General features: G+C 44.9%; 18 protein-coding genes. 5 read left to right on the top strand and 13 right to left on the bottom strand.

Annotated elements, in window-relative coordinates; all coding sequences use genetic code 11:
* From JK130_RS01915 to JK130_RS01900, 4 genes are all read right to left on the bottom strand, one after another.
* Nucleotides 1-1,026 (bottom strand): LacI family DNA-binding transcriptional regulator, encoded by a 1,026-nt coding sequence (locus JK130_RS01915; protein ID WP_218352526.1) that lies wholly within the window; start codon nucleotides 1,024-1,026, stop codon nucleotides 1-3.
* A 203-nt stretch (nucleotides 1,027-1,229) separates the two neighbouring features.
* The gene (upp, locus tag JK130_RS01910; protein ID WP_218352525.1) at nucleotides 1,230-1,859 is read right to left on the bottom strand and encodes a uracil phosphoribosyltransferase; all 630 of its coding nucleotides are present in this window, start codon (nucleotides 1,857-1,859) and stop codon (nucleotides 1,230-1,232) included.
* 129 nt (nucleotides 1,860-1,988) lie between these two features.
* Nucleotides 1,989-2,723 (bottom strand): class I SAM-dependent methyltransferase, encoded by a 735-nt coding sequence (locus JK130_RS01905; RefSeq protein ID WP_218352524.1) that lies wholly within the window; start codon nucleotides 2,721-2,723, stop codon nucleotides 1,989-1,991.
* A gap of 117 nt (nucleotides 2,724-2,840) precedes the next feature.
* Complete coding sequence (locus tag JK130_RS01900; protein ID WP_218352523.1) at nucleotides 2,841-3,848, bottom strand: zinc-dependent alcohol dehydrogenase family protein; 1,008 nt, start codon at nucleotides 3,846-3,848, stop codon at nucleotides 2,841-2,843.
* Nucleotides 3,849-4,024: 176 nt separating this feature from the next.
* Here JK130_RS01900 and JK130_RS01895 point away from each other — a divergent pair, with 176 nt between their 5' ends.
* Complete coding sequence (locus tag JK130_RS01895; protein WP_343210970.1) at nucleotides 4,025-5,335, top strand: M20/M25/M40 family metallo-hydrolase; 1,311 nt, start codon at nucleotides 4,025-4,027, stop codon at nucleotides 5,333-5,335.
* A gap of 109 nt (nucleotides 5,336-5,444) precedes the next feature.
* Complete coding sequence (locus tag JK130_RS01890) at nucleotides 5,445-6,980, top strand: S10 family peptidase (RefSeq protein WP_218352522.1); 1,536 nt, start codon at nucleotides 5,445-5,447, stop codon at nucleotides 6,978-6,980.
* A gap of 99 nt (nucleotides 6,981-7,079) precedes the next feature.
* Here the strand turns inward: JK130_RS01890 and minE are convergent, their stop codons facing one another.
* The 5 genes from minE to JK130_RS16580 all read right to left on the bottom strand — a co-directional run bounded on the left by minE (nucleotide 7,080) and on the right by JK130_RS16580 (nucleotide 13,719).
* Complete coding sequence (minE, locus tag JK130_RS01885) at nucleotides 7,080-7,331, bottom strand: cell division topological specificity factor MinE (RefSeq protein ID WP_218352521.1); 252 nt, start codon at nucleotides 7,329-7,331, stop codon at nucleotides 7,080-7,082.
* Entirely contained in the window at nucleotides 7,331-8,140 is an 810-nt protein-coding gene (minD, locus tag JK130_RS01880; RefSeq protein WP_218352520.1) for a septum site-determining protein MinD, read from the bottom strand. The genes minE and minD overlap by 1 nt, the downstream gene beginning before the upstream one ends.
* Before the next feature lie 29 nt (nucleotides 8,141-8,169).
* Nucleotides 8,170-8,886, bottom strand: a complete 717-nt coding sequence (gene minC, locus JK130_RS01875; protein ID WP_218352519.1) for a septum site-determining protein MinC — start codon at nucleotides 8,884-8,886, stop codon at nucleotides 8,170-8,172.
* 216 nt (nucleotides 8,887-9,102) lie between these two features.
* Nucleotides 9,103-10,086: a YihY/virulence factor BrkB family protein gene (locus JK130_RS01870; protein ID WP_218352518.1), complete on the bottom strand. Its 984-nt coding sequence runs from the start codon at nucleotides 10,084-10,086 to the stop codon at nucleotides 9,103-9,105.
* An 87-nt stretch (nucleotides 10,087-10,173) separates the two neighbouring features.
* Nucleotides 10,174-13,719, bottom strand: a complete 3,546-nt coding sequence (locus JK130_RS16580) for an ATP-binding protein (RefSeq protein WP_218352517.1) — start codon at nucleotides 13,717-13,719, stop codon at nucleotides 10,174-10,176.
* 359 nt (nucleotides 13,720-14,078) lie between these two features.
* Here JK130_RS16580 and JK130_RS01860 point away from each other — a divergent pair, with 359 nt between their 5' ends.
* Nucleotides 14,079-16,175, top strand: a complete 2,097-nt coding sequence (locus JK130_RS01860; RefSeq protein WP_343210969.1) for a two-component system response regulator — start codon at nucleotides 14,079-14,081, stop codon at nucleotides 16,173-16,175.
* A gap of 54 nt (nucleotides 16,176-16,229) precedes the next feature.
* Here JK130_RS01860 and JK130_RS01855 read toward each other — a convergent pair whose 3' ends face one another.
* Nucleotides 16,230-18,266, bottom strand: coding sequence for a hybrid sensor histidine kinase/response regulator (locus JK130_RS01855; RefSeq protein ID WP_218352515.1), 2,037 nt, complete (start codon nucleotides 18,264-18,266; stop codon nucleotides 16,230-16,232).
* A 311-nt stretch (nucleotides 18,267-18,577) separates the two neighbouring features.
* On the opposite strand from JK130_RS01855, the gene JK130_RS01850 reads away from it, so the two are divergent.
* Nucleotides 18,578-19,192: a Yip1 family protein gene (locus tag JK130_RS01850; RefSeq protein ID WP_218352514.1), complete on the top strand. Its 615-nt coding sequence runs from the start codon at nucleotides 18,578-18,580 to the stop codon at nucleotides 19,190-19,192.
* Between the two features lie 233 nt (nucleotides 19,193-19,425).
* On the top strand, nucleotides 19,426-19,977 hold the full coding sequence (locus JK130_RS01845) for a redoxin domain-containing protein (RefSeq protein ID WP_218352513.1): 552 nt from the start codon (nucleotides 19,426-19,428) through the stop codon (nucleotides 19,975-19,977).
* Nucleotides 19,978-20,283: 306 nt separating this feature from the next.
* Here the strand turns inward: JK130_RS01845 and JK130_RS01840 are convergent, their stop codons facing one another.
* The 3 genes from JK130_RS01840 to JK130_RS01830 form a co-directional block, all read right to left on the bottom strand.
* Nucleotides 20,284-23,322 (bottom strand): AAA family ATPase, encoded by a 3,039-nt coding sequence (locus JK130_RS01840; RefSeq protein WP_218352512.1) that lies wholly within the window; start codon nucleotides 23,320-23,322, stop codon nucleotides 20,284-20,286.
* A gap of 21 nt (nucleotides 23,323-23,343) precedes the next feature.
* Nucleotides 23,344-24,513: an exonuclease SbcCD subunit D gene (locus tag JK130_RS01835; RefSeq protein ID WP_218352511.1), complete on the bottom strand. Its 1,170-nt coding sequence runs from the start codon at nucleotides 24,511-24,513 to the stop codon at nucleotides 23,344-23,346.
* A 200-nt stretch (nucleotides 24,514-24,713) separates the two neighbouring features.
* The gene (locus JK130_RS01830; RefSeq protein WP_218352510.1) at nucleotides 24,714-25,085 is read right to left on the bottom strand and encodes a hypothetical protein; all 372 of its coding nucleotides are present in this window, start codon (nucleotides 25,083-25,085) and stop codon (nucleotides 24,714-24,716) included.
* Nucleotides 25,086-25,416: the final 331 nt, after the last annotated feature.

Genomic DNA, 25,416 nt, shown 5'->3' with positions numbered 1-25,416 from the left:
TTATATCGTTTCGCCCGGCAATATTTCAAATGGCAGTTGCGTCGATTCTAGCGAACCACTGATTAATCGTTCGGCTGCCAACTCTCCTTTTGTAAGGCTAGACTGACAAACGGTAGTTAAGTTGGGGCGCGTTCTTGCGGCTTCATCAATACCATCAAAACCGGTGATACGCAGCTCTTCAGGGACCGAAATTCCCAGGCCGCCTGCGTATTGCAGCAATTCAAGCGCAATAATATCACTCATGCACAGCACCACATCAGGGCGTGGGTGGCTGTTTAACACTTCTTTAGCCGCTTGCCTGGCATACGAACCTTCACTTTCTGGAATATGCCACACCCACTCGTTATCAAAGGGTACAGACTTAGCCTGCATTGCGCGTTGATAACCTTTTAAACGACGATGTGAGATTGAAGTATCGGCGCAAAGCAAGGGCGAGTCGTAAATACGGCATGTATTCATTGACCCAATTAGCTTGAGACCTAGTATCGCCACTTTATCGCCCGGCCTGATTGCACGATGCGCAATTTCAAACGCGGCCTGCTCGTTGTCTATATCTATAGCCGGACGCTGATCTATATTAAAATCGACGGTGACCACCGGCTTCTCGGTCGCTTTTAACTGGTGAGTTATCTCGGCGTTTTCGGGCGCTCCATAGCAAATAAACCCATCAACAAAATCGACCACGTCGCGTATCGTTTCAACGTTACCGCTGTAAAGCAACAAATGTTTGCTATGGGCATGTAATACCTTTGAAACCCCTTTAATAAAGGTACTTGCTACCGGATCGCTTACCATATACTCAATGTTGTCAGCCAAAACCAGGGCCACAATGCCTGATTGCCCTTTTCTGAGTATTTGCGCGGCTTTATTAGGGCCGTGATACCCAATACGTTCACACGCTTTAAGTATTTCCTGACGACGTGATGTCGAAAGTTGGTCGGGCCGGTTAAATGCATTTGAAATAGTAGCAGTAGATGCCCCCAGCATTTCGGCGACATTTTTTAATGTAAGTTTTTGTTTATTCATATAATTTGTGTAGGTACAGCATAATAAGAGCGCTGACTCTTTATAGTATTATTATTTTTTTAGGGCGTTGGGTAAAACCCATAAACCTTTAATAGCAATAGAGGTTAGCACAGTTATGCCCAATGCCTTGCTTAAACCTGATCAAAAACAAAAATAGACCAGCTTTAGCATATCGCTCACAAAATACCGCCCCGACCCGGTATTTACCGTGTGCCAAAGATTCGATCGCCGGCATCGCCCAAACCCGGAAGAATATACCCTTTTTCATTCAGTCTATCGTCTACCGATGCTGTGAAGATATCAATATCGGGATGCGCTTTTGTAACTGCTTCTATGCCTTCAGGAGCGGCAACTAAAAATAGTCCCATTATTTTGGTACACCCCTTTTGTTTCAGTAAATCGATAGTGGCGATGAGCGTTCCGCCGGTTGCCAGCATTGGGTCAACAATTAACGCGGTTCTTTCATCAATGTGCTTTACTACTTTGTCAAAATACGCCACCGGCTCCAGGCTTTCTTCGTCACGATACAAACCCACCACCGAGATTTTTGCGTTGGGGATAAGCTCCATCACCCCATCCAGCATTCCTAACCCAGCGCGTAAAATAGGCACCACCGTAATTTTTTTACCTGCGATACGTTCAACATTAATGGTATCGCCCGACCAGCTGGTAATTGATGTACTTTCAGTTGCTAAATCGCGTGTTGCTTCATAGGTAAGTAAGTTACCGACTTCGCTGGCCAGTTCGCGAAACCCTTTACTGCTTAACCCGGCTTCGCGCATCAATCCAAGCTTGTGCTGAATTAAAGGGTGTTTTATCTCATGAACCGCCATGCTGTGCTCCGTAAATGCCTGAATTAAAAGTAACCAAAAGTAAAAAGAATCATCTGCAAACTTTTTAGGAGGTTTAGATTATCCCTGTATGCACCATAAAATTCGACCCTTTTGACTCAAATTGATGCACTACGTTTGCCCGGGCTTTTCTTTTTCAACAATGTATATAAGATCATTATAATGCCATGCCAACCGCCCAAACGAAAACAAGCTTACCAGCTGAACAAAAACACGCACAATACGGTCGCGAAAAGAACGCTTTCGCAGATAATTGTTTTTTGCGAAGACCGCCTCAATGGTTAGTTCATTGTTTTTGCAAAACGCCTTAAAAGCACGCTTACCTAAGGTTTTGTCATAAACCGTGGGATATGGCAAATACCCGGGTTTACCCGCATTTTTGTTTCCTTTAAAAAAGCGGTAATACATTACATGCAGCCAATGGGGAGTCACCCGGGCGGCAAATCCGTACACGGTATCCCGATCTGGCACTTTGATAATCAACAGCCCCCCGGGCCTTAGCCACTGGCAGAAATTGTTCAACACCTGTTCAACATTATGCACATGTTCTAAAACAAAGGCGGTATAGATGATATCGAATTTTTGATGGGGCAAATCGATGTAGCGCAAATCCCCAATAATGACATGATTTAAATCGTTATAGCGACGTTGACGCAACGCCACTGCTTCCTGGTCTACATCAATACCGGTCAGAATATAGCTGATATTGCTTAGCCGTAGCTGCCACTTGTTTCCGCATCCGGCTTCTAAAATTTGCAATGGTCTATCGGTCGGTTCTTTAGCAGCAATGCAGCGGGTCAAAATAGCCTTTTCTTCACTGGTATCACTTAACATTTGAACGTTCACATTTTTTACCTCACAAATAGGCTAAAGATGCGTTTTACACGGCTCTTTGAACACGTATTTATTACTGTTTTATAGCCATGGCCGACCACAGGGCCGGCCCTTGATGTCAAATGCGCACTAGTACTCAACGACAATTTTGCCAAAATGCTGGCCCGACTCTTCATAGCGAAAAGCGTCAGCCAGTTCATTCAGCTGAAACGACTTATCAATAACCGGCTCAATTTTCAGTGTTTCCAGGGCTTTTACAAAATCTTGCTGATGCAAACGAGAGCCAACAATAATCCCGGTTAACTTTATTTGTTTTCTCATCATAAGCGCAGTAGGAACCTCGCCGCCTAACCCGGTCAAAACTCCAATCAACACGATATTGCCGCCCACCCGGCAGGCGTTTATAGAATGCGACAATGTGGCGGGACCGCCAACCTCAACAACATGATCGACGCCACCCTGGCTCCAGGCCTCTACTGTTTCGCCCCATTTATCATCCGACTTATAGTTAACAGTAAAGTCAGCGCCTAACTTTTTGGCATGCTCAAGCTTGTCATCACTAGATGAGGTGATAGCCACCCGTGCACCCATCGCTTTAGCAATTTGCAATGCGTAAATCGATACACCGCCCGTCCCTAACAACAAAACGGTATCCCCTGCTTTTAACTGACTTTCTACCACCAGCGCTCGCCAGGCAGTTAAGCCTGCTGTGGTAATGGTTGCCGACTGCGCGGCGCTCCAGCCCTTCGGTGCTTTGGTAAACCAGCTTGCCGGCACCGTTACATATTCGCGGGCATAACCGTCCAGGCCATCTCCGGGAGTGCGCGAAAAGTCGCTTAGACGCGCAGGACCGGCCTGCCAGTCTGGAAAAAACAGCGAAACCACTTCATCGCCTTTGGCAAACTCGGTGACACCTTCTCCGACAGCGGCAATAACACCTGCGCCGTCTGACATTAAAATACGACCCGCTTCAGGCGCCATAGCCCCCGAGGCCACGCCATAATCATGAAAATTCAGCGAACTCGCTTTAAGGTTAACCATAATTTCACCGGCTTGAGGCTCTGGAGGCGGGGCCACATCGTGTACTTTAATACCATCGAGCCCGGCATCAGGGTTGGCTAATTCAACTTGCTTCATTTAACTTTTCTCCTTTGAAAACCTGTAACAAGTAATACGTCTGTTTGTTCAGAGTGTTTACTTTTGCTAATAGGTTTGTGACAAACCACGTTTATCGCGGCCATAAATTTTTGCCTTAGTTGCCCGGATACAGGTAAGGTGTTTGCTGCAGCCAGTGAAAAAAACTTGGAGTGAGTGTGAAAAAAAGAGCCGTGTTTAGTTTGTTAATGTGCGCCTGCTCGCAGGCTTTTGGAAGTCTTTCGTCGGCCGAACAACAGGCTGTTGACTATATTGATGCGCACCATAGTCAGGCGGTAACACTGCTTGAGAAATCGGTGAATATTAATAGCGGAACCATGAACTTTGAAGGTGTGAAAAAAACCGGGCAAATGCTATTGCCTGAGTTTGAAGCACTTGGTTTTACAGCATCGATGACCGATGGCAGTAGCTATGGGCGCGCCGGCCACCTGGTCGCTAAAAAAAGCGGCACTGGTCCTAAAATTTTACTTATCGGGCATCTTGATACGGTATTTGAACCCGACAGCCCTTTTCAGTCTTTTGAAGCCACCCGTGAAGGCTGGGCTAAAGGACCCGGCATTGCTGATATGAAAGGGGGCAATATTATCATTTTGCAAACCCTGCGCGCTCTGCATGCCGCTGGTGAGCTTGAGAACATGAGCATTCAGGTAGTGATGACCGGAGACGAAGAATCTAGTGGTCGTCCTTTGTCAAAATCAAAGGCTGAGCTCATTGAAGCTGCAAAGTGGGCCGATGTCGCATTAGGTTTTGAAAATGGTGATGGCGATCCGGCGACTGCAAATACATCAAGGCGCGGCGCAATGGGCTGGACGCTTACTGTTAAAGGTACACCGTCGCATTCTTCGCAGGTGTTTCAGCCCGAAATAGGCGCCGGAGCCATCTATGAGGTTTCGCGTATTCTGCACACTTTTTACACCCAACTGCGCGACGAAAAACTGCTGACGTTTAACCCGGGTAAAATTGTAGGCGGTACGCAGATAAGCCATTTGGAAAAACAAAACAAAGCAACAACCTTTGGTAAAGATAATGTCGTTGCAGAAAGCGCGTTGGTAACGGGCGATATTCGTGCGCTTTCTATTGATCAGGTAAACCGGGTTAAGCAAAAAATGCGCGACATTGTCAGTCAAAACCTTCCTAAAACATCAGCGAGCATTGAATTTGCTGAAGGCTACCCGCCATTAGCGCCTACCGCCGCTAATGCAAAGCTGTTATCACTTTATTCACAAGCCAGTCTGATGCTTGGGTTAGGTGAGGTCACCGCGATAGACCCCCGTAATGCGGGCGCTGCCGATGTGGCTTTTACAGCAGAGCACGTAAAGATGGCGCTAGACGGCCTTGGGATGGGTGGAACCGCAGGCCATACGGTTAACGAAGAAGGCGACTTAAGTACGTTACGGTCGCAGGCTAAAAGAGCCGCCTTGCTCATGTACCGCTTGCATCATGACGGGCTGCCATCGACCGATAACTAGTCAGGCCGGACCAATGGTCTGTTCGTTTCAACAATCGGTGTTAACATGTTATTAACCGGCGTTCGTAAACGCTTTTTACGTATATAAGAAAAATGAGTACCAACATATTATGAGCTGGAAAGGATACTTACTGGCCGCCACGTTAGTTGGCAGCCCTATAGCCCTGGCGCAATCTGAAAATACAGACCCTTCGCGCAAGATTAAGGCAGAACAAGCTATTACCACCGAGCATAAAGCAACCATTGGTGGTCAAAAGCTAAATTATAAGGCCACCGCAGGTATGCAGCCTGTCTGGAATGATAAGGGTGATGCGATTGCCAGCCTTCAATATACATTCTACGAGCGCACAGATAGCAAAAACCAGGCGACCCGACCGTTACTGATCAGCTTTAACGGCGGCCCGGGATCGGCGTCGGTGTGGATGCATCTGGCCTATACCGGACCTAAAGTGCTGAATGTTGACGATGAAGGTTATCCTTTGCAACCCTATGGCACTAAGGCAAACCCGCACTCGGTACTGGATGTTGCCGACATTGTTTATGTAAACCCGGTGAATACTGGCTTCTCCAGAGTATTAGAAAATGCCGAAGGTGAGCTTCCTTCTAAAGACGAACAAAAAAAGCAGTTTTTTGGGGTTAATGCTGATGTTAAGTATTTGGCTGAATGGATAAATACATTCGTTACCCGCCATAACCGCTGGCGCTCACCCAAATACCTTATCGGTGAAAGCTATGGCACGACCCGGGTTTCTGGATTGGCGCTGGCCTTGCAAAACTCCCAGTGGATGTATTTAAATGGCGTAATTCTGGTGTCACCCACCGAGCTGGGTATTCCTCGTGAAGGGGCGGTAGAAGCAGCCAACCGCCTGCCCTACTTTGCCGCGACCGCCTGGTATCACAACAAACTGGCTAAAAAATATCAGCAGATGAAGCTGGAAGATTTGTTAGCTGAAGTTGAAGCATTTACGCTGGATGAGCTTATTCCGGCACTGGCACGAGGCGGTTTTATTGAACCTGAACGCCAGCAAAACATTGTAACGCAAATGGCCGCTTACTCGGGTTTGTCAGAAAATGACATTGTTCGAAGCAATCTGGATGTCAGCACACGCTACTTCTGGAAAAGCCTGCTGCGGGACGAAGGTAAAACAATAGGTCGGTTAGACAGTCGTTATTTAGGCATCGACAAACAAGATGTTGGCGAACGTCCTGATTACAACGCCGAGCTAAGCGCCTGGCTTCACGCCTTTACCCCAGCAATTAACAGCTACCTGACAAACGAGTTAAACTTTAAGACAGACATTAAATACAATATGTTTGGCCCCGTACATCCGTGGGATAGATCGGGTGATAACACTGGCGAAAACCTGCGTTTAGCAATGGCGGCAAATCCGTTTTTACATGTAATGGTGCAGTCGGGGTATTTTGATGGTGCAACCAATTACTTTGATGCCAAGTATACCCTTTGGCAGCTAGACCCTAGCGGCAAAATGCAGGACCGCTTAAGCTTTAAGGGCTATCACAGTGGGCATATGATGTATTTACGCAAAGATGACTTAAAAACCGCTAACGATGATGTTCGCGAGTTTATTAAATCGACCTTGCCGAAAAACAACGAACCGGCAAAGTATGAGCGCTCGGCAAACTAAAGTTTCGACCGGCGTTACCTGCTCAGCCCGATTGTATCGGTAATAAAAAAGCCCCGGAACAAAGAATGTTCCGGGGCTTTTTTTGTGCCTGAGGTAAGCTTATTCTGGCAACGTGATATTGAGCTCAAGAACACTGCAATCGTCACTGTCTTCCAGTTGTACAGAAACCTGGTCATCAGCTATTTGCACATACTTTCTAATCACTTCCAGAATTTCTTGCTGCATCATGGGTAAGTAATCGGGTTCGGTCCGTTTACGCCGCTCATGCGCAACTATAATTTGTAGCCGCTCTTTGGCTACGGCAGCTGTATTAGGTTTCCCTTTTTTCAGCAGGTAATCAAAAATGCCCATTATTTCCCTCCGAGCAGACGCTTAAAGAACCCTTTTTTCTGCGCTTCTATGAAGCGATATTCCACCGTTTCACCAAGCAAGCGGCGTACCGCATCTGTATATGCCTGACCAGCATTGGACTCCTGATCCAAAATAACCGGCGCTCCCTGGTTTGAGGCTTTTAATACCGCTTCTGACTCGGGGATCACACCTACTAAGGGTACCGCCAGAATTTCTTCAACGTCGGCCACGCTAAGCATTTCAGCAGTCGCTACGCGATCGGGGTTGTAGCGGGTCAGTAATAAATGTTCTTTTACATTTTTACCTTGCTCGGCTCGCATCGACTTGCTTTGTAAAATACCTAAAATGCGATCAGAGTCGCGAACCGACGACACTTCGGGATTTGTTACAACAATGGCTTCATCAGCAAAATACAAGGCCATTTGCGCACCCTGCTCAATACCCGCTGGCGAGTCACAAATAATAAATTCAAAGTCTTTGCTCAAATCGTCTAGTACCGTCTGTACGCCTTCCATCGTCAGGGCGTCTTTATCACGGGTTTGCGACGCGGGCAAAATAAACAAACCATCGGTTCGTTTGTCTTTTATCAACGCCTGATTCAGTGTGGCCTCTTTATTGATCACGTTCACAAAGTCGTATACAACCCGACGTTCACACCCCATGATCAGGTCCAGGTTACGCAATCCCACATCAAAGTCGACAACAACTGTTTTATGCCCTTGTAAGGCAAGCCCGGTTGCTATTGCTGCACTTGAAGTAGTTTTGCCTACCCCTCCTTTGCCCGAGGTTACAACGATGATCTTAGCCATTTACCTTTCCTCAATCGACACTACTTGTATCAGACTAATGCTGATACCACTAGAGTGTCGTCTTCCAAATATGCTTGTGCTGGTTGTTTCCAGCACTGTGATTGTATAGTGTCCTGCATAACAAAACGCCCGGCGATAGATAAAAGTTCTGCTTCTACCTGCTGGCAAAATATTCTTGCCTGAGTATCTCCTTTTACCCCTGCAAGGGCTCTGCCACGCATGGTGCCATAAACATGTATATTGCCGTCAGCCAGAATTTCGGCGCCTTCACTTACCGGAGCCACAATAATTAAATCGCCGCCTTGTGCATAAACCTGCTGACCTGAACGCACCGGGCGATCAATAATTTTTGGCTTACCTGAGGCCTCTGCTGATTCTGACGACTCTTTTGTACTGGTTACCGTTGAGCCTTCTTCGCTGGGCGAAATTTGAGAATCTGTCGACTTGCTTTGACTTATGTCAGAAAGCCCCAAATCATTGATGGTCGCTTTTAATGCCCCCACCTTACCTTTTACCGCCATCGGTTGTAGCTGATGCTTTTTGCACAAGGCTACCAGTAATTCAAACTCAGTCGCAGACATTGCGGCATTTATTTGCAAAATCAAAGAAGATCTTGTAAAAAATTGCGGAGCACTGGCTATTTTAGTCGCCAGTTGTTGTTCAAATTCGTCGGGTTCAAATTTAAGTACATCAAGTACAATACTGGTAAGTGTTGTACCTTTCATTCGAAAGCACTGCTGTGACATTCTTAGTTCCTGGGCCTTCGCCTGACACATGGTCAGCTGTGATAATAATTTATTGTACGTAATAGTTGCACTGTATCAAATTAACGGCTTACAGCAATAGCCAGGCCACTTTAGCAGTCACTTTTTTTAATGTTTTTTCATCTTCAGAAAAAACAAAAAGCAATTTACTAATTATGGCCCGGCTTTTTCAGTAATTTGAACTAGTAAGGTGTGGGGTTAATTACCGCCTAGCGGCTTTTTTGGTTCATGATGATGACTGTCTTCTGGAGTATGGTCGGCAACAAATGCCCCCCTTTCACCTTTGGGTTTTTCTTCACCCACAGTGGTATCTTTACTGGTCTGAAGCTCTATTGCCGAATTGGTTTCAGCACCTAACAAAATAATATAGGCGCTTAAATACAACCACATCAGCAAAATAATAATGCCCCCTACCGAACCGTAGGTTTTGTTATAAGTGGCAAATTCACTCAAATACAAGGCAAACCCATACGAGGCAGCAATCCATAACACGGTGGCCAACACTGACCCGGGCGTAACCCAGCGCCACTGAGCACGTTCACGGTGTGGACCATAGCGATACAGTGCCGACAAACTTGCATTGAACAACAACAACATTATAGGAAACGTTATCCAGCCTGCCTGTTTCGCTGTAATTAAATCATTGGTGGCCCAGCTTATCCATTTAGGCACGATGGTAATAAATGCCAATGCCATAATAATTGTAACGATAATGCTGATTGTGCAGGTAAGACGTGCCAGCAGGCCGCGAAGAAACCCCCGCCCATGGGATTCATTGTAGGTAATATTACAGGCGGTAATCAGGGCATTGGCGCCCTTGCTGCTACTCCATAATGATAAAATTAAAGACAACAGAAAACCCCAGCTTAGGGTTGAGCTGGACTTCTGCGTTAAATTCTCTAATTGCTCTTCAATAATATAGCGACTTTGTGAAGGCACGACATCCATAAGTAGTTGCATGTGTTGTTGCAACTCTTCTGGCGAGACCATTAGTCCGTACAAAGAAATAAGTGCGCCAAGCAAAGGAAAAATTGCCAGCAATAAATAAAAAGCGACACCCGCTGCTATCAAGGGAAGATTATGTTCCTGTGTTTTGGTGTAAATTCGCTTAAGAATATGCCACCAAGTATGTATCGGCATGTCGACGATAGAGTGCGCATTAACACTATTCTTTGAAGCCATAAGCTGCCTGTATCGGTTAATTAATTATAAAGTTTTGTAACAGGTTTGTACTGAACAACATAACTTCAAGATTATAACGGGTTGCGATTATTCTTCGTCAGGTGTCTCAAGATAGCTCTGCAACTCGCCGATCAGCTGTTTATAAGTGTGCTCAATGGCTTGCATATGAGCCATAGAAATAGGTTTTTCTTTGCTTTTAGCCAGGGACTCTAATTCGTGTAACTGGTTTTGCAAGTCCACGGCGCCAATGTCGGAGGCTTGCCCTTTTAATGCATGACTGGCCTGGCGCGCCTGCTCATAGTCTTGCGCCTTTACCGCTTGTTGAAGTTGTATAAGTTTTTCAGATGAGCCATTTACAAACAAGGTGACTAACTTTTTAAGTAAGACCTCGTTGTCCATCAAGCGTGATAGTGCCCCTGACTTATCAAACCTCAAGGTTGGCTGTGACACAAATAAAACTTCAGATGTTGTGATGATTGCATCGGGCTGCGCACTTTCCTCATTTACCCCTGTGCTATTTTCAGGTTTGCACCAGGGCGCCAGTTTTTCAATAAGCAGCGAAACCGTCAGGGGTTTACTGATGTAATCGCTCATGCCTGCCTCCAGGCATTTCTCTTTTTCTCCGCGCATGGCATTGGCGGTCATTGCTATAACAGGAACATCGGCTACGTAAACCCCGGCTTTGCCGGCCCTGATTGCACGGGTAGTTTCATAACCATCCATGCCAGGCATATTGCAGTCCATAAGCACGGCAGTAATAACCTGATGCTGCTCGGTTAACTCTTTTATTATTGCGATAGCTTCTTCACCGTTTCTGGCTTTTACAACCACCGTATGAAACGCATTGAGCATACTTACCGCAACCTCAAGATTAATTTCGTTGTCATCAACAACAACGACATGACGGCCTGATAGGATAGCACGCGCCGCAGATTCACTAAGCGGCGTACCCGTATCGCGGTTTTCACAAACGCTATCTGCTTTATCTGCGTTTCTTTGATTACCTACCTTCGCAAAAAATTCAGATTTTAGCAAAGGGCGCATAAGTCGGGTTACTTCGGTCAAACTATGCGCAACGTCTAACTGAGTTGTTTGTTGAAGCAATATTATTTGGGTGTGTTCAGTCAGCCCGCCTTTGGGGCAGCTTTGAACGTGCAGTAAAAACTCTCTGAATTCTATCGAGTGCGCATCGATAATAATAGCGTCTGGAAAAGGCCCGTTTTCAACAGGCAAATCATCAATGCCCGCATAATTAGCCAGCTTGCCACCTGCATTACTGATCATATTACTCAAAATACGCTGTTCTTGCTCGCTATTGGTAAAAACAGCCACCTGTTTACCCTGTAACTGTTGCCTGGGCGGAAACGGCTCAGCCTCGAAGGTGTCTGATGAAACATAGAAACTAACAGTAGTACCTTGTTTATACTGCGAATTTAACGAAATATCACCACCCATTAGCTCACACAGTTGCTTACATATCGACAATCCCAGACCGGTACCTCCATATTTGGCGGCAATGGTTTTATCCGCCTGATTAAATGAGTTAAAGAGTTTTGTCTGGTCTTGTTCAGCGATACCAATACCGGTATCGGCCACGGAAATATGTAACCGTGCGTTGCCACATGAGTTAATTTCTCCAGAAACAGTCACAGCCACCCACCCTTTACTAGTAAATTTAATTGCATTGCTTAGTAGATTATTAATAATCTGCGTCAGCCGGTGGGGGTCTAATGAATAAGAAATAAAATTCAGGTTACTGGTATCTAAGTAAAGCTGCAGGCCTTTTTCGGATGCCTTCGCCGACATTGAGGTAACTAAGTTTTCAATAAGGTGCTGAGGGCTAAATGGCTTGGTTTCTATGTCTAATTTTCCGGCTTCTATTTTAGATAAATCTAAAATATCGTTTATCAATGCATTCAGAGCATGCGCACTGGTTTGAGCCATCGCTACGTAGCGAGAGCCTTCTTCGTCTTTAATAACACGGCTAAGCAAACTTAAAGAGCCTACAACTCCATTTAAAGGCGTACGCATCTCGTGGCTTATATCAGAGATAAACTTACTTTTTGTCTTACTTGCCCGCACCGCCTCTTTGTGAGCTAAACCTAATTGATAAGTACGTTCTGCAATTTTTGCTTCCAGTTGATTATTGGTCTGTTCAATTTTTTGGCGACCCCGTAATTCTTCGGTCACATCACTAAAAATAAGGGCAATGGCAGTGGCGCTCCCTTTGACTTCAATAAAACTGGTTAAACAACGATAGGTTGAGGTTAACGCGCCCGGTTGGTTCCATTTAATAATAAAGTCGTGTTTTAGTTCATTTTTCTCAAATTGCAGCAGGTCGAACAAAGCACCTTGTTCAAGACGCCCGTGTAACACGTCTTCTAATTGATGGCCGATGATTTTTGATTGTGCTAACTGACATTGGTGCGCAAACTGCCGGTTGCAGTTTGTTACCGTGTAACGCTTATTGATAATAACAATACCGTTTTGCGAATTTTCGAACAACACCTGAGCTTCAGCCTGAGTTTGCGCTAATGTCAGACGGTTTTTGGCCCGGCGCAATACAGCAATGGCAACCACAATTAAAATAAAACAACCAACTGCTAACGCGCTATACAGTGTTAATCGTTGATAATTCAATTGTTGTTCGAAATACGTTTTGTCAATTAACACCCATACCAACAGCGTATAAGCGGTGCGCCCTGCACCCACTGTGACCGGTCTTAAGGTCCCCATATACTGCTCGGCTGACTTATCAATATATTGATATAAACCCTGAGCGTCAGAAATTTCACCATTATTCTTGTATAGCTGCTCAAACGTGGCGGTAAACGCATTTTGAGTGTCAGCAAAGCCACTAGACGAACTAATATAAAATAGTGTGTGGTCTGCATTAGCAAGCACAATATCATGATGCTCATGTACCAGGTTTCGCAGTGAATTAAGCAGTGTAGTCAGGTTTATCGAGCTACTCAGATAGCCAAAAATAACCCCATCTTCGCGATAGACCGGCAGCGTAATTCTGATTGTCGGAATTACAGGATGCACCCGGATGTCGTTTAATCTGGCGGGCTCGACCGGCGTGATGTCTATGGCCGTTTCTTTGAGCTTAGCAATGCGTGCAAAAAAAGAGCTGTCGCTAAGTTGCCGCAGCTGTCGGGATGAAAGGCTAGAAACGTCAAGTCCTGAACGAAAAGTGTGAATAAGTTCTTCACCATTAGCACGAATAAAACTAAGCTCATGATAGGAAGCGTCATTACGCATAAATGCTTCGAAGATAGTTTGCATTCGTGCGCGCCACTGTTGATAGTCAGCGGGTTCGCCGACATTTTTATTTTTACTGTTCTGACTATTGCGGTTGTTGCTTACCAGGTTTGACGCTGAAGCAACCATTCCTTGAATCGGCGGCGTCTGGTATAAAAACTGAATATCATTTGTATAGCCATTTAAATACTCTTGCAGCCGTTGGTGAACCTCGTCCAGGTTTATAGATTGCGCCGTAGAGGCCTCACGGTAACTTTTTTTCACTAACTGTAACTCGCCAACCGCTATAATTATCGCTAATACAACACAAAGGATACATACCGTAAGTACGATAAGAGCCGAAGAGTTTACAGATGGTGTTAGTTTCACAATAATCCCTATTTGCTTAAAGATGATGACTTGTCAGACATTTGAGCCTAACCGCATACCTGCTTTGTTGTAACTCACCGGCGCTAAATTGTTGCCAGGGTAAATTTCACGTTTGCTTCTAATTCTAAATTATGTCGCAAAATTACAGGTCAATCATTATTACTTAGCCTGGTAAATATGACGCTTTATTAATAATTTAAAAATTAACTCCGCAGTTTGCGATAAACCGACTATGGTTAAGGGTAGCGTTTATTTTGTCTTAAATTCTGGATATTTATAAAAGTAAACTAAAGTCTAAATAAAGGTATACCGAGGTTTTATTGATGCACAGGGAATTTACTCGGCGATCAGATATAAGCGTGAGCAAGCAAACTATTTTGATTGTGGACGATCAGCCTGAAAATTTGGTTTTACTTGAGTCAGGGCTCAACGACATGGCCGACGTCGTCACCTGCCATCAGCCTTCAAAAGCGATGCAAGTTGCCTTTGAGTGTGACCCTGACATTATTTTGCTTGATATAGAAATGCCCGACATCAACGGCTTTGAGCTATGTAAGATATTCAAGGCTCATGTAAAAACCCGTGCAATCTCAATTATCTTTATTACCAGTCATCACGACTTTGAACATGAGTCCAAAGCACTGGCATTGGGCGCCATTGACTTTATCAGCCGACCCATAAATTTGAGCGTATGCCGCATCAGGATACAAAACCACCTTAGATTAAGTGCCCAGGAACGACAACTCACCAATGCTTATAAGGCATTACAAAGCGAAAAAGAACATCTTCATGTCACATTAAAATCAATTGCTGATGCGGTAATAGCCACCGACGTTGAAGAACGTGTGACCTTTATAAACCCGGTCGCTCAGCGCCTGACCGGCTGGAATGGCAATTCTGCAATAGGCCAAAGCATCACCACAATCATGAACCTGTTTGATGCATCTACAAATGATGTCTTGATTAACCCTGTATCTGTGGCTTTAGAAGAAGAGCGTGTGGTAGCAATGGCATTAAATGCAAAAATAGTCAGCAGGCAGGGTCGAGAATACCGGGTGACAGACAGCGCAGCCCCTATCAAAGACAGTTGCGGCAAAGTGACCGGCACAGTTCTGGTATTTCAGGATGTGACCGAGTCAATTGCAATGGCCACACAAATGAGTCACCTGACCAATCATGACCCGTTGACCGGGCTGCCCAATCGTTTGTTATTGCATGATCGGCTAATGCAATCTATTCCGTGTAATATTCGCACCAATACAAAGCTGGCCGTTCTGCTGATTGATATCGACAACTTCAAATATCTTAACGATACACTGGGGCATCAGGTCGGCGATAAGGTTATTTTTCAATTATCACAACGGCTGGAAGAACTGTGCGATGCCCACACCTCGTTGTCGCGTATTGGGGGTGATGAGTTTGTTCTTATGTCGTCTGGTATCAATTCGTCAAATCATATAGATGTGGTAGCCACTCAAATAGCTACACTGGCAGGAACGCCCATGAAAGTAGGCGGTGAAGAGTATAAACTTAGTGTCAGTATTGGTATTAGTGTATTTCCTGACGACGCCAGTAATGAACAAGAGTTATTGCGACACGCCGATACCGCCATGTACAGAGCCAAAACGCTGGGCAGAAGTCGATTTTGTTATTTTTCTGATGAGCTGCAAAGTGAGGTTGACCAACGTTTTCAGATTGAACGGTTGCTGAACAAAGCCATCGAAGAGCAAACTTTAGAAGTTTTTTTTCAACCCAAAAATAACCTGGCTACAGGAGAACTGGTGGGGGCCGAAGCCTTAGTACGCTTGCGTGATGAGAACAACAATATTATTCCTCCCGATGCTTTTATTCCGCTGGCAGAAGAAACGGGCCTTATACATGCGTTGGGTGACCAGGTGCTGCACCAATGTTGTAAAGCGGCCAGTCGCTGGCTAAAAGAAGGAAATCCGGTGCGGGTCGGGGTAAACATCGCGGCATTGCAGTTTAGCAATGAACAGTTTTATCTCAATATTCAACAGGCGTTAAAAACTTATCAGTTATCCCCCAAATGGCTTGAGCTTGAATTAACCGAATCTGCACTTATGCATGACTTTGATATGACCCGGACTACTTTGCAAAAACTCAGTGATACCGGTGTTTCAATTTCACTGGATGACTTTGGCACCGGTTATTCAAGCCTTTCATATTTACGATTTTTTCCGCTCGATGTCCTTAAAGTCGACCGTTCGTTTATCAAAGACATGCTAAACGATGATCAGGCAAAAAATATCGTTGACGCAATTATTCATTTGGCGCACTCACTGAATTTACAGTTAGTTGCCGAAGGTATTGAAACAAGCGCTCAGCTTGAAACCTTAAAAAGTTTGGGGTGTCAGGAAGGTCAGGGATATTTTTACAGTAAACCATTGCCTATACACGAGTTTGAAGCCCGGTATTTGTCGAATAACGCGAAGTAATGCGCCCAATTCAGACCACCTTTAAAAGCGCCGTCGCTGTTAAAGAATTTATTCTTAAAAGGCTGAAGTATCGTATACCGCCACCTGGTCTAATACTGCTTTGATATCTTCCAGCTTTACAGGCTTAGTTAAAAAAGCATCCATGCCGGCTTTTAAACAGGCATTGCGGTTTTCATCACAGGTATCGGCGGTCATGGCCACGATAAAAATTTTACCCGTTTTATTAAATTTTTTGCGAAGCGTCAGGGTGGCTTCAATGCCTCCCATTACCGGCATCTCACAGTCCATAAATATTAAGTTGTAGGGCTCACTACCCATCTTATGAGCAGCAGTAACCGCTTCCTGACCATTAACCACATAATCAGCGCTTGCCTGTACCTGCGACAACAAAGACTCCATAACTAAACGGTTAATTTCGTTGTCATCTACCACTAAAATTTTCAATTGATCGTAATTAATGCTGGGCGTTTTTTGGTAAGGTGCTACGTCGCTGGTGTGAGCATCGAGACTTGTTAATAAAGGAATTTTTACACACGCCTGGGTGCCTACCCCTTGAGAGCTTTTAAAGACAACTGTAGCACCGAGTTTGTCGCAGAGTTCTTTTACAATGGCAATACCTAAACCTGAACCACCATATTTTGCGGTAACTTCAGCGCTGCCCTGTTTAAATGGCGTAAACAAATCTTGCAACGTGGCGCCATCCATACCAATACCCGAATCAACAATGTTGACTTTTAATACGGTATTTTTGTCTTCGGCCACCAACTTAGCGGTTAATTTTATACCGCCTGCGTCGGTAAACTTAAGTGAATTATTAAGTAAGTTGGTAAATATTTGGGTTAGCCTGCCCGGATCGCCAACGGTATACTGGTCCGGAGTAATATCTACCCGAAAATCTAATTCGATATTTTTGCTTTGGCACTGAGGTTGGTACAGTGCGTAAAGATCATCAAAGATATGCCTGGGCGCAAACCGGATAGTTTTCAGCTCAAGGTCGCCATGCTGCACTTTTGAATAATCAAGAACATCGTTTACCAACCTGATAAGCAACTCGGCGCTACGTAGCGCTATGGCTACCCTGCTCTCGATAATATCTGGATTATTTTCGCCAACCAGGGTTTGTAACATACCGGTAATGCCATTAACCGGCGTGCGCAATTCGTGGCTTATTTTACCTATCATGATACTTCGGGCCTTTAAAAGGCGCTGCGCTTCATCTTTTTTATCAATCAGCGCCTGACGCGTTTTTATCTGCTCGTCGATATCCTGAAACGCGCCAAAGATACGGATACATTTACCGTCTTTGAACTCTGCTCTACCCTGCGTGGCTACCCATTTTATTTTGCCATTGAAGGTTTTTAACCGAACTTCACTGCTCCACGGTTCGCCATATTCAATCGCTCGGGCAACGGCTTGTGTGATTGTGTCCCGGTCTTCACCTTCCCTATAAAATTCAATTGCGCTTTCAAGTTCGGGTACGTAATTGTCAGGAACTTCATGAATTTTTTTGGTCTGTTCGCTCCAGTACAGTTTATTGTTGATCATATCAACTTCCCAGGCACCAATATTAGCCAGGTGCTCCATTTCAAGTTGTAATGATAAACGCTGATCTAAAAGCTCACGTTCCTGCTTTCGGGAAATCTCTACCCCTACCCATTGGGCAAATAAGTGAATAAAATCGATGTCTTCAGGCGAGAAAGGAGAAGTGCGGGAAGCCGCACCGGTAAAGTTTAAAGTACCGTATTCTTCGCCGTTTACCAAAATTTGGGTACCGATGTAGCTTTCCAACTTAAACATTTCGTAACAGGGATGGACTGCAATTTCACTTTCGCCCACATTTGATAACGCTAAAGTACCTTCGGCACTAAGCGCGTGAACACAATAGGTGTCACCTAAATCAAAGGTAAGGCCAGCACACAACTCTGGGTTATCTGACACCACATGCTTAACGGTGTATTTATTGTTTTGAATGTGACTGACGATGGCATGTTCAAGACCAAAATAAGTTAACCCCATCTGCAACAGCGCTTTGACCTTGTCATCAAAGGTCAGCGTTCCGTTTGAGGTTAGTTCGTGGAGAGCCTTGAGCATGCTTTTGCCTTCTGTTTAGAAACGAACATTAAGTTTTTTTTATTAAAGCAAAGTGTAGATTATCTGCAAGTGTTCTGCTTGAGCAATTAGTCGAGAATTACTGAATTTTGGCCAATACTTTTACACTAAACAGCGCGGTTAATCGACAAGTTACTTTTGTAAGGTATATTTTTTGCCTTATATAACTAACTCGTCTGAGCAGCGGTTTCTATAGCCCTAGAAGTTCCTACACATTTTCAATATATGGAGTATAAATTGTTAATGTAATGTAAATTTGTTTGTTGATTTTCCATATTTATAAGGAGACGCCTATGAGCAACCACCTTTGGGGGTTATTACATCACCCGGATCGTGAGTGGCGCAGTATAAACGACGAGCATGAAACGGTTTCTCATCTTTATGTACACCATGTGCTATGGATGGCGGCAATACCGGTTATTTGCTCATTTATAGGCACAACACAATTTGGCTGGTCGTTTGGCGGCGAAAAAGACATTTTACAGGTTTCTATTCCAACAGGAATTATGCTAGGTGTCGCATTTTATGCAATGATATTAGCCGCGGTTGCGGTGGTAGGGAGCTTTATCCACTGGATGGCGCGTAAATACCCCTCGCGACCCCGTCGTGAAGAATGCATAGTGTTTGCCGGCTACATAGCCACTCCTATGTTTTTAAGTGGTGTCTTTTCAGTGTATCCCATATTGTGGGTATGTGCGCTGGCAGGAATTGTTGGGGTCTGTTATACCGCCTACCTTTTGTACCAGGGTACGCCCACCTTTTTAGGTATAAGCCATAAAGAAGGCTTTATTATCTCTAGTACTATGATGGCGATAGGCGTACTGGTGTTAGAGGTTCTGATGATGGGCGTGGTCCTGTTGTGGAGCATGCACACCGAACACAGCATTATATGGCAATTTTTTAACTAAGCGTATTTCTGAGGGCCGAAACAATATTATCTCTATTGTTTCGGCCTGACTTATCGAGCCAAAATTACGTTTTATTTCTCGCTTTTGTTTCTTTCATACAGCACTGAGCTTTTCTGTTCGATGTGCGTAGGAATTAGCATGGTTATGACTCTGAAAGCTAGCTTATCAGGCTCTCCAACCTTGTTTTCTCAGTAATAATACTGGGTTATTCTTACATTTTTCGAGGAGAAGCAATGACTACAAACGCATCTTATGGCAAAAAGTTGTCTGCTGGTACCGATTTTCCAGTAATGAATGTCACCAATCTTGACGACCACACGGTTGAGTTGGGCAAACCTCGCGATGGCTCTGATTGGCAAATGATTGTTGTTTACCGTGGTAAGCACTGTCCAATTTGCACAAAATATCTTAACAATCTAGAGTCTAAACGTACTACTTTGCTCGATATGGGCGTAGATTTAATTGCAGTAAGCGCCGATAGCAAAGAACAGTTAGAAGAGCACATCAAAGATCTGGATGTGAAATTTTCAATGGGTTATGGCTTGTCACAAGACCAGCTACAACAGTTAGGCGTTTACGTTTCTGATCCCCGCTCTCCTGAAGAGACAGATCATCCGTTTGCCGAGCCAGGCCTGTTTGTGGTGAATCAGGAAGGTAAAATACTCGCGGTAGATGTGGCGAATAATCCATTTTGCCGACCTGATATTGAAACGTTGGTCAATGGTCTGCAATTTGTTAAAGACCCCGACAATGATTATCCTATCCGTGGTACGCACAACAGCTAAGCGCTGCTGAATAAGCTGTGTTGTGGGGCCCCACAACACAACTTGCCTTATGTCTTTTTTGTGTCTGCGCTATAAGTATCTAAAGGACTTACAAAAAACTCACTGTTGGTTATTTTAATTTGTGCACTGCAAGCTTGTAAAACCTCAGCCAGCAGCACCTCAACCACCAGAATCTCAAACAGTCACACTCAGGTTTTACGTAACTACAAATACCTCAAAATCAATACACTAAAACCGGTAGTAACTTGACTGAACGTTAGTCTGGGTAACCCCTGGGTCACCACAAAAATGAGGCTTTTTTCTTTCTTACCTCCCCGCCAGAGATACTTTTGACCCAACCCTGGATGGTATAACATCAATGCGTAACCCCATTTGTTCTTTAAGTTCGGTCACGTGGGAGATAACCCCGATGGTTCTGCCGTTTTGCTGCAAATCAACGAGTGTCTGAATGGCCAAATCCAGTGATTCTGGATCAAGACTGCCAAATCCTTCATCAATAAATAATGTTTCAAGCCGAATTCCGCCGCTGTAAGACTGAACCACGTCAGACAAACCCAGCGCCAGCGCTAATGCAGCCATAAATGATTCGCCACCTGATAATGTCGCAACATCCCGTGACCGGCTGGTATAGCTATCTTCAACCATCAGATCCAAGCCGCGGCCGGCCGCGCCTTTAAAACCGGCCGTTTTTCGAAGCAGCCGGTATCGCCCTTTGCTCATAAGCTCAAGTCGTTGCGATGCCTGAATTAATACATCGTCCAATAATACCCCCAATACAAATCGATGCAGGCTGACGCGACTGCCGGTTTTGCCACTGGTTACCTCGTACAACGTTCCGTAAACCTGATATTGCGATTCAAGTTTGGTATTTTTGTCGCGCAAAGAATTTATATTCTGCTGAACCTGATAAAGTTGTTGATACGTTGAGCGCACATCATTAAGTGTATTGCTGGCATTTTTTGATGTTTGCTGGGCGTGATCACAATTAGCCTGTAAAACCTGGGTATCAGGGGGCGTTTTGTCATGTAATACGGTATCTAAATCAGCCAGGGTTTGCTGTAATTTGAGTTGCTGATCTTTATAGGCAGAGATAGTCTGTTGCAGGTCACTTATGTCAGTATCTTCTAATTGGGCATTGCTAAAGTCTGCCTCGTCTGAAAACAAACTGTCGCCCAAAACCTGCTGCCAACTTTGTGTCGCTTCGTTGTGTCTTTGCTGAGCCTGTTTCAGGTACTGCTGATTGGCCTTGATGCTACCCTCATTAGCTGACAAGGCGTTATTGGCTTTGTGCTCATCTTCCACCGCGTGTTCAAGGGCCTGATTAAGAGCAGTGATTTTGGTTTTAATGCTTTCTATTTCGGTTTCCACTTCTGCCGCTGTAACATACTTAGCGTCGATGCTGTCACAGAGGGTATTGTATTGCTTTTGATACGTACAAAGATTCGCATAATTACCGGTTTTTTTCTCAACCACAGCCGCAATACGTTGCTCGCCATTTTTACATCGCTGCTCAAGAGTACGAACCTCTTGTTCCAGCGCATCCACATCCATTTTTTGCAATTCTGCTGAGCGCTGCTGTAGCTCCAATAATGCCGCTTGCTGCGCATTAATATCTGAATTGGCGATATCGCCAAGCTCGGCGGAAAGTTCATGTTGTCGGGTTTGATTTTGGGTTAGCTGCTGCTGATATTGCTGTAAATCAGACTGAGCCTGGCCGGTTTTGTCATAAGCCTTTGTTGCCTGCTGGCGGGCCTGTTGTACCTCGGTTTTACTGACTTCGTGCTCAGCAAAAACCGCTGGCTGGGGGTGTTCTTTACTGCCGCACACCGGACACGGCATCTGCTGCCTGAGTTTTTGAGCCAGCACGGCTGCCTGGCCATTATACCAATGCATTTCGATAGTATCGGCCCTGACCTGCGCCTGCTGTTGTTGCTCCTGAGCAATAGCTACCTGTTTTTGCGCCTTGTTTATGTGTTTATTCAGCTGCTCGTTTTGATTATTGATTTCTTCCAGGTGCTGTAAGTCTTTAATTGACCGTATCAATTGCTGAATTTTTGCTTCAACTTTGTGACTTTGCAGCTTTTGCTCAATGGTTGTTTTTAACGTTGCAGCAGCATCACTGGTTTGCTGTTCAAGCTGCGCTTTATGCTGTTCATATTTCGCTAACTCAGCGCTTAGCTTAGTTTCAGCTTGTTCGCATTGTTTAATGCTTGCCGCCAAAGCCTGTTTATCCTGAAGCGCTGTTTTAATGCTGTTCAGCTGGTATTGCTCTTCGGTAAGCAGTGCTACCTGGCCCGCTGCTTCCTGGGCTTGTTTACGTGTTATTCGGGCTTTTTCAAGTTGCTGGGTATTTTGTTCGCGCTGGGCTTGCGTACGAGCAATATCTGCCTGTAACTTCTGAATTTGCTGATGTTGTTGTTGAACCGCCTGATGCTTTGCTTCAATATTTTTGGCAGCAAGTGCCTGCTGCAGACGGTGTTCGTTAGCCTGATGCGTCTGACTAGTTTGCTGATGCTGTATTAGCGCCTGTTGCGCCTGCTGCTGACGTTCGAACTGCTGTGATAACGCCCTACCTTGCTGTAGCGCGTGCTCGGCCTGCTGGGTGGCCGCAAGTACTTTGTCGGTTTCGGCCTGTTGAGCATCAAGTTGTGTTTTTACCTTAAAAAGCTGCTCGGTAAGTTCTTCGGGCGTGGCCAGATTGACCACCTGCAATGCCCCGCGAATCTGATTATCAAACTCATTTTTTGCCCGGGTAATATCGCTGGCTTTTTCTTTTAACGCATATTCGATACGTTTATAAATGTCGGTCTGAAATAACTGTCCAAAAATGTCTTCCCGGTCTTTTGAGCTGGCCAGCAACAACTCACGAAACTTGCCCTGAGGCAACACCATCACCTGCCGAAATTGCGTTTCGTTTAGTCCTATTAGTTTAATAACTTCGTGCTTTACCTGACTGGTTTTATTACTGATCAGTACCTCAGTTTCGCCAAGGCAAGTAATGGTTGCAGCATGTTTAGCCGTAGTAAAACCGCCCCCTCGCTTAGGTTTTGATTGTTCTGGCGAGCGAGTTATGCGGTAAACGTGTTGATTAAGTTTAAAATCCAACGTCACGGTAGTCAGCATTTCATCGGCTGCCAGATCGCAGCGCATTTGCATTGCGTCACGCTCATTACCGGTGGTTTCGCCATACAGGGCGTAACACAGCGCGTCTAAAATCGATGTTTTACCTGAGCCCGTCGGGCCATTAATTAAAAAAAGCGGATTACTACCCAAACGGGTAAAGTCAATAACCTGTTTGTCAGCAAACGGACCAAATGCCTGCATGCTTAATGTGATGGGCTTCATAATTAGAGCTTCCTGCGGTGATCACACGTTGTGGCGGGTAGTGAGCTGCCGGATAATATCTTGCATGGCCTCACCCTGTTCAGGCGTGATTGAACTACCTTGTGCTTCTTGATAAAAATCACAAAACATTTCGTGCTCGCCGCGGGCCAGTTTGGCTTTTGCCATCTCCTGTTCAACCCCTATCAGCATTCCGGGCTTTTCTAAATGCAAAACATTAGGGTAAACCTCACGCAGTTTTTCCATGGGGTTTAAAATGGCATGAGTGTCGGTCAGACGAACCAGCAAATAATCTTCGTGATTAGGATCGGTTCGACCCTGCTTTAAAATTGTTTCCAGCTTATCTTCAATAATCCGCATATTATGCGGGGCGATAAGAGGTTCATGAATGGCGTCTACAAATCCTTTTCCATTCAGGGTCACCACCGTAAAGCCTTTCTTTTGATGCTGTTCTGAAAAGCTGTATTTCATTGGCGAACCGCTGTAGCGGATAAAGTTTTCACCCTTTTGTTGGGGTTGATGCAAGTGCCCTAATGCAACATAGTCAAAATTGGTAAAGTGTTGATGGCTAACGCGATCAGCTCCCCCAATCGATAACGGACGTTCTGAGTCTGACTCTATGGCACCATCAACAAAGCAGTGACTAATAAGCACACGTCGTTGTTCTGTATGACTTGCGGCCTCTATTTTTTGTACCAGCAATTTATGCGCATCGTCGTAATTGTTAATCTGAGTTGTCTCTGATTCGTTGTTTTTTGAAGTACGATAAAAATAATGCACGTGCTCAGGGTCGCTATAAGGCATGCCATAAAATGCCACCGGGCCGGCTTCTGCAGTTTCAATAATCACCGGACGCACCATCTCGTCGTAGTTACTGATTATGTGTAAACCAGAACGCTTCATTTGGTTAGCAGCAAATCCTAATCGTTGAGCTCCATCGTGGTTTCCGGATATCAGGATCATTGGTGTTTTAAGCTCATCACATATTTGCGTGACCACCTTGTTGAGTAAGTCAATAGCTGCGGTGGGCGGCACTGACCGATCATAAATATCGCCCGCTACAACCACCGCATCCACTGGGTTACAACGAATATACTCTACCAGCTGCGTAAGGACCGCCGCCTGGTCAGATAAAAGAGAAACATTATGAAATTGCCGGCCAAGGTGCCAGTCGGAGGTATGGATAAACTTCATGATAGCGGCTTCAGTAGTCAATCAGGTGGATAAAAATACAGGTTGGCTGCCACCATACCGATACCGGGCTGGCGGTTCAATGGGTTATTTCAGGATTTAGGGTAAACAAAAAGCCGGGCTATGCACGCAGGGGGTGTGTGCATAGCATAAAAAACGATGGATAAAAAAGAGAAGATTATTGGGCCATAGTTTTTATAAAACTAGCCTGTTCGGCGCGGGCTCTGTTGCGCAAGCTGCATGTCCATCTCAGCAGTAATTCTTTTCATTTCAATCGACATTGTTTCACTAATATAGCCATTTTTTTCCGGACGGTGAAAATGCTGTTGTTGCTTTTCGGTTACCTGACACCGGTGCGCAATGGCAAGGTATTGCTCTAACCGTTCAGGCTTGGTACTGTCGCGTTGCAATGCTTTTTTTAAACGCTCCTGAAAACGTCGGGCCCCGGCGTCGTCATTTTGAGAATAAAGCTCACGATAGAGTACTCGGGCCAGCTTATTTTGTGACCAACCTGCCGAAGCACACAGGTCTTTCAACTGACGCTGCAACTCCTGAGCTTCAAGTTTTGTCCCCATTTTCTTGATTCCTATCCCTATTATCCACTTTGTATCCCTTTTAGAGATATAAAAAGATAAAAAAGTGTGACTGCTTCATGAAGCAGGTTATGTCCGATACTTAACGGGTATCCGCTTAAACAGCGTAAAGGAGCTGCCAGACCCGTGTTGCTGGCCTGTGAATAACCACCCCTAACTATGGGTAATGAGTATCTACCATAACTTCATATTCTTCGGTTTGTTTTCAGATACCCGCGTATTCACGTTACACAGGGAAGGACAAATTTTATAAAGGCGTATCAAAATTAAAGTTTTAAACACTGGTAAAAAAGATGGTTAGTGATAAGTAGAA

This window comes from Alteromonas lipotrueiana (assembly GCF_019249245.1).
Lineage (GTDB): Bacteria > Pseudomonadota > Gammaproteobacteria > Enterobacterales > Alteromonadaceae > Alteromonas > Alteromonas lipotrueiana.
Note: the sequence above shows the minus strand (reverse complement) of the source record. Positions and strands in the feature narration are given on the sequence as shown.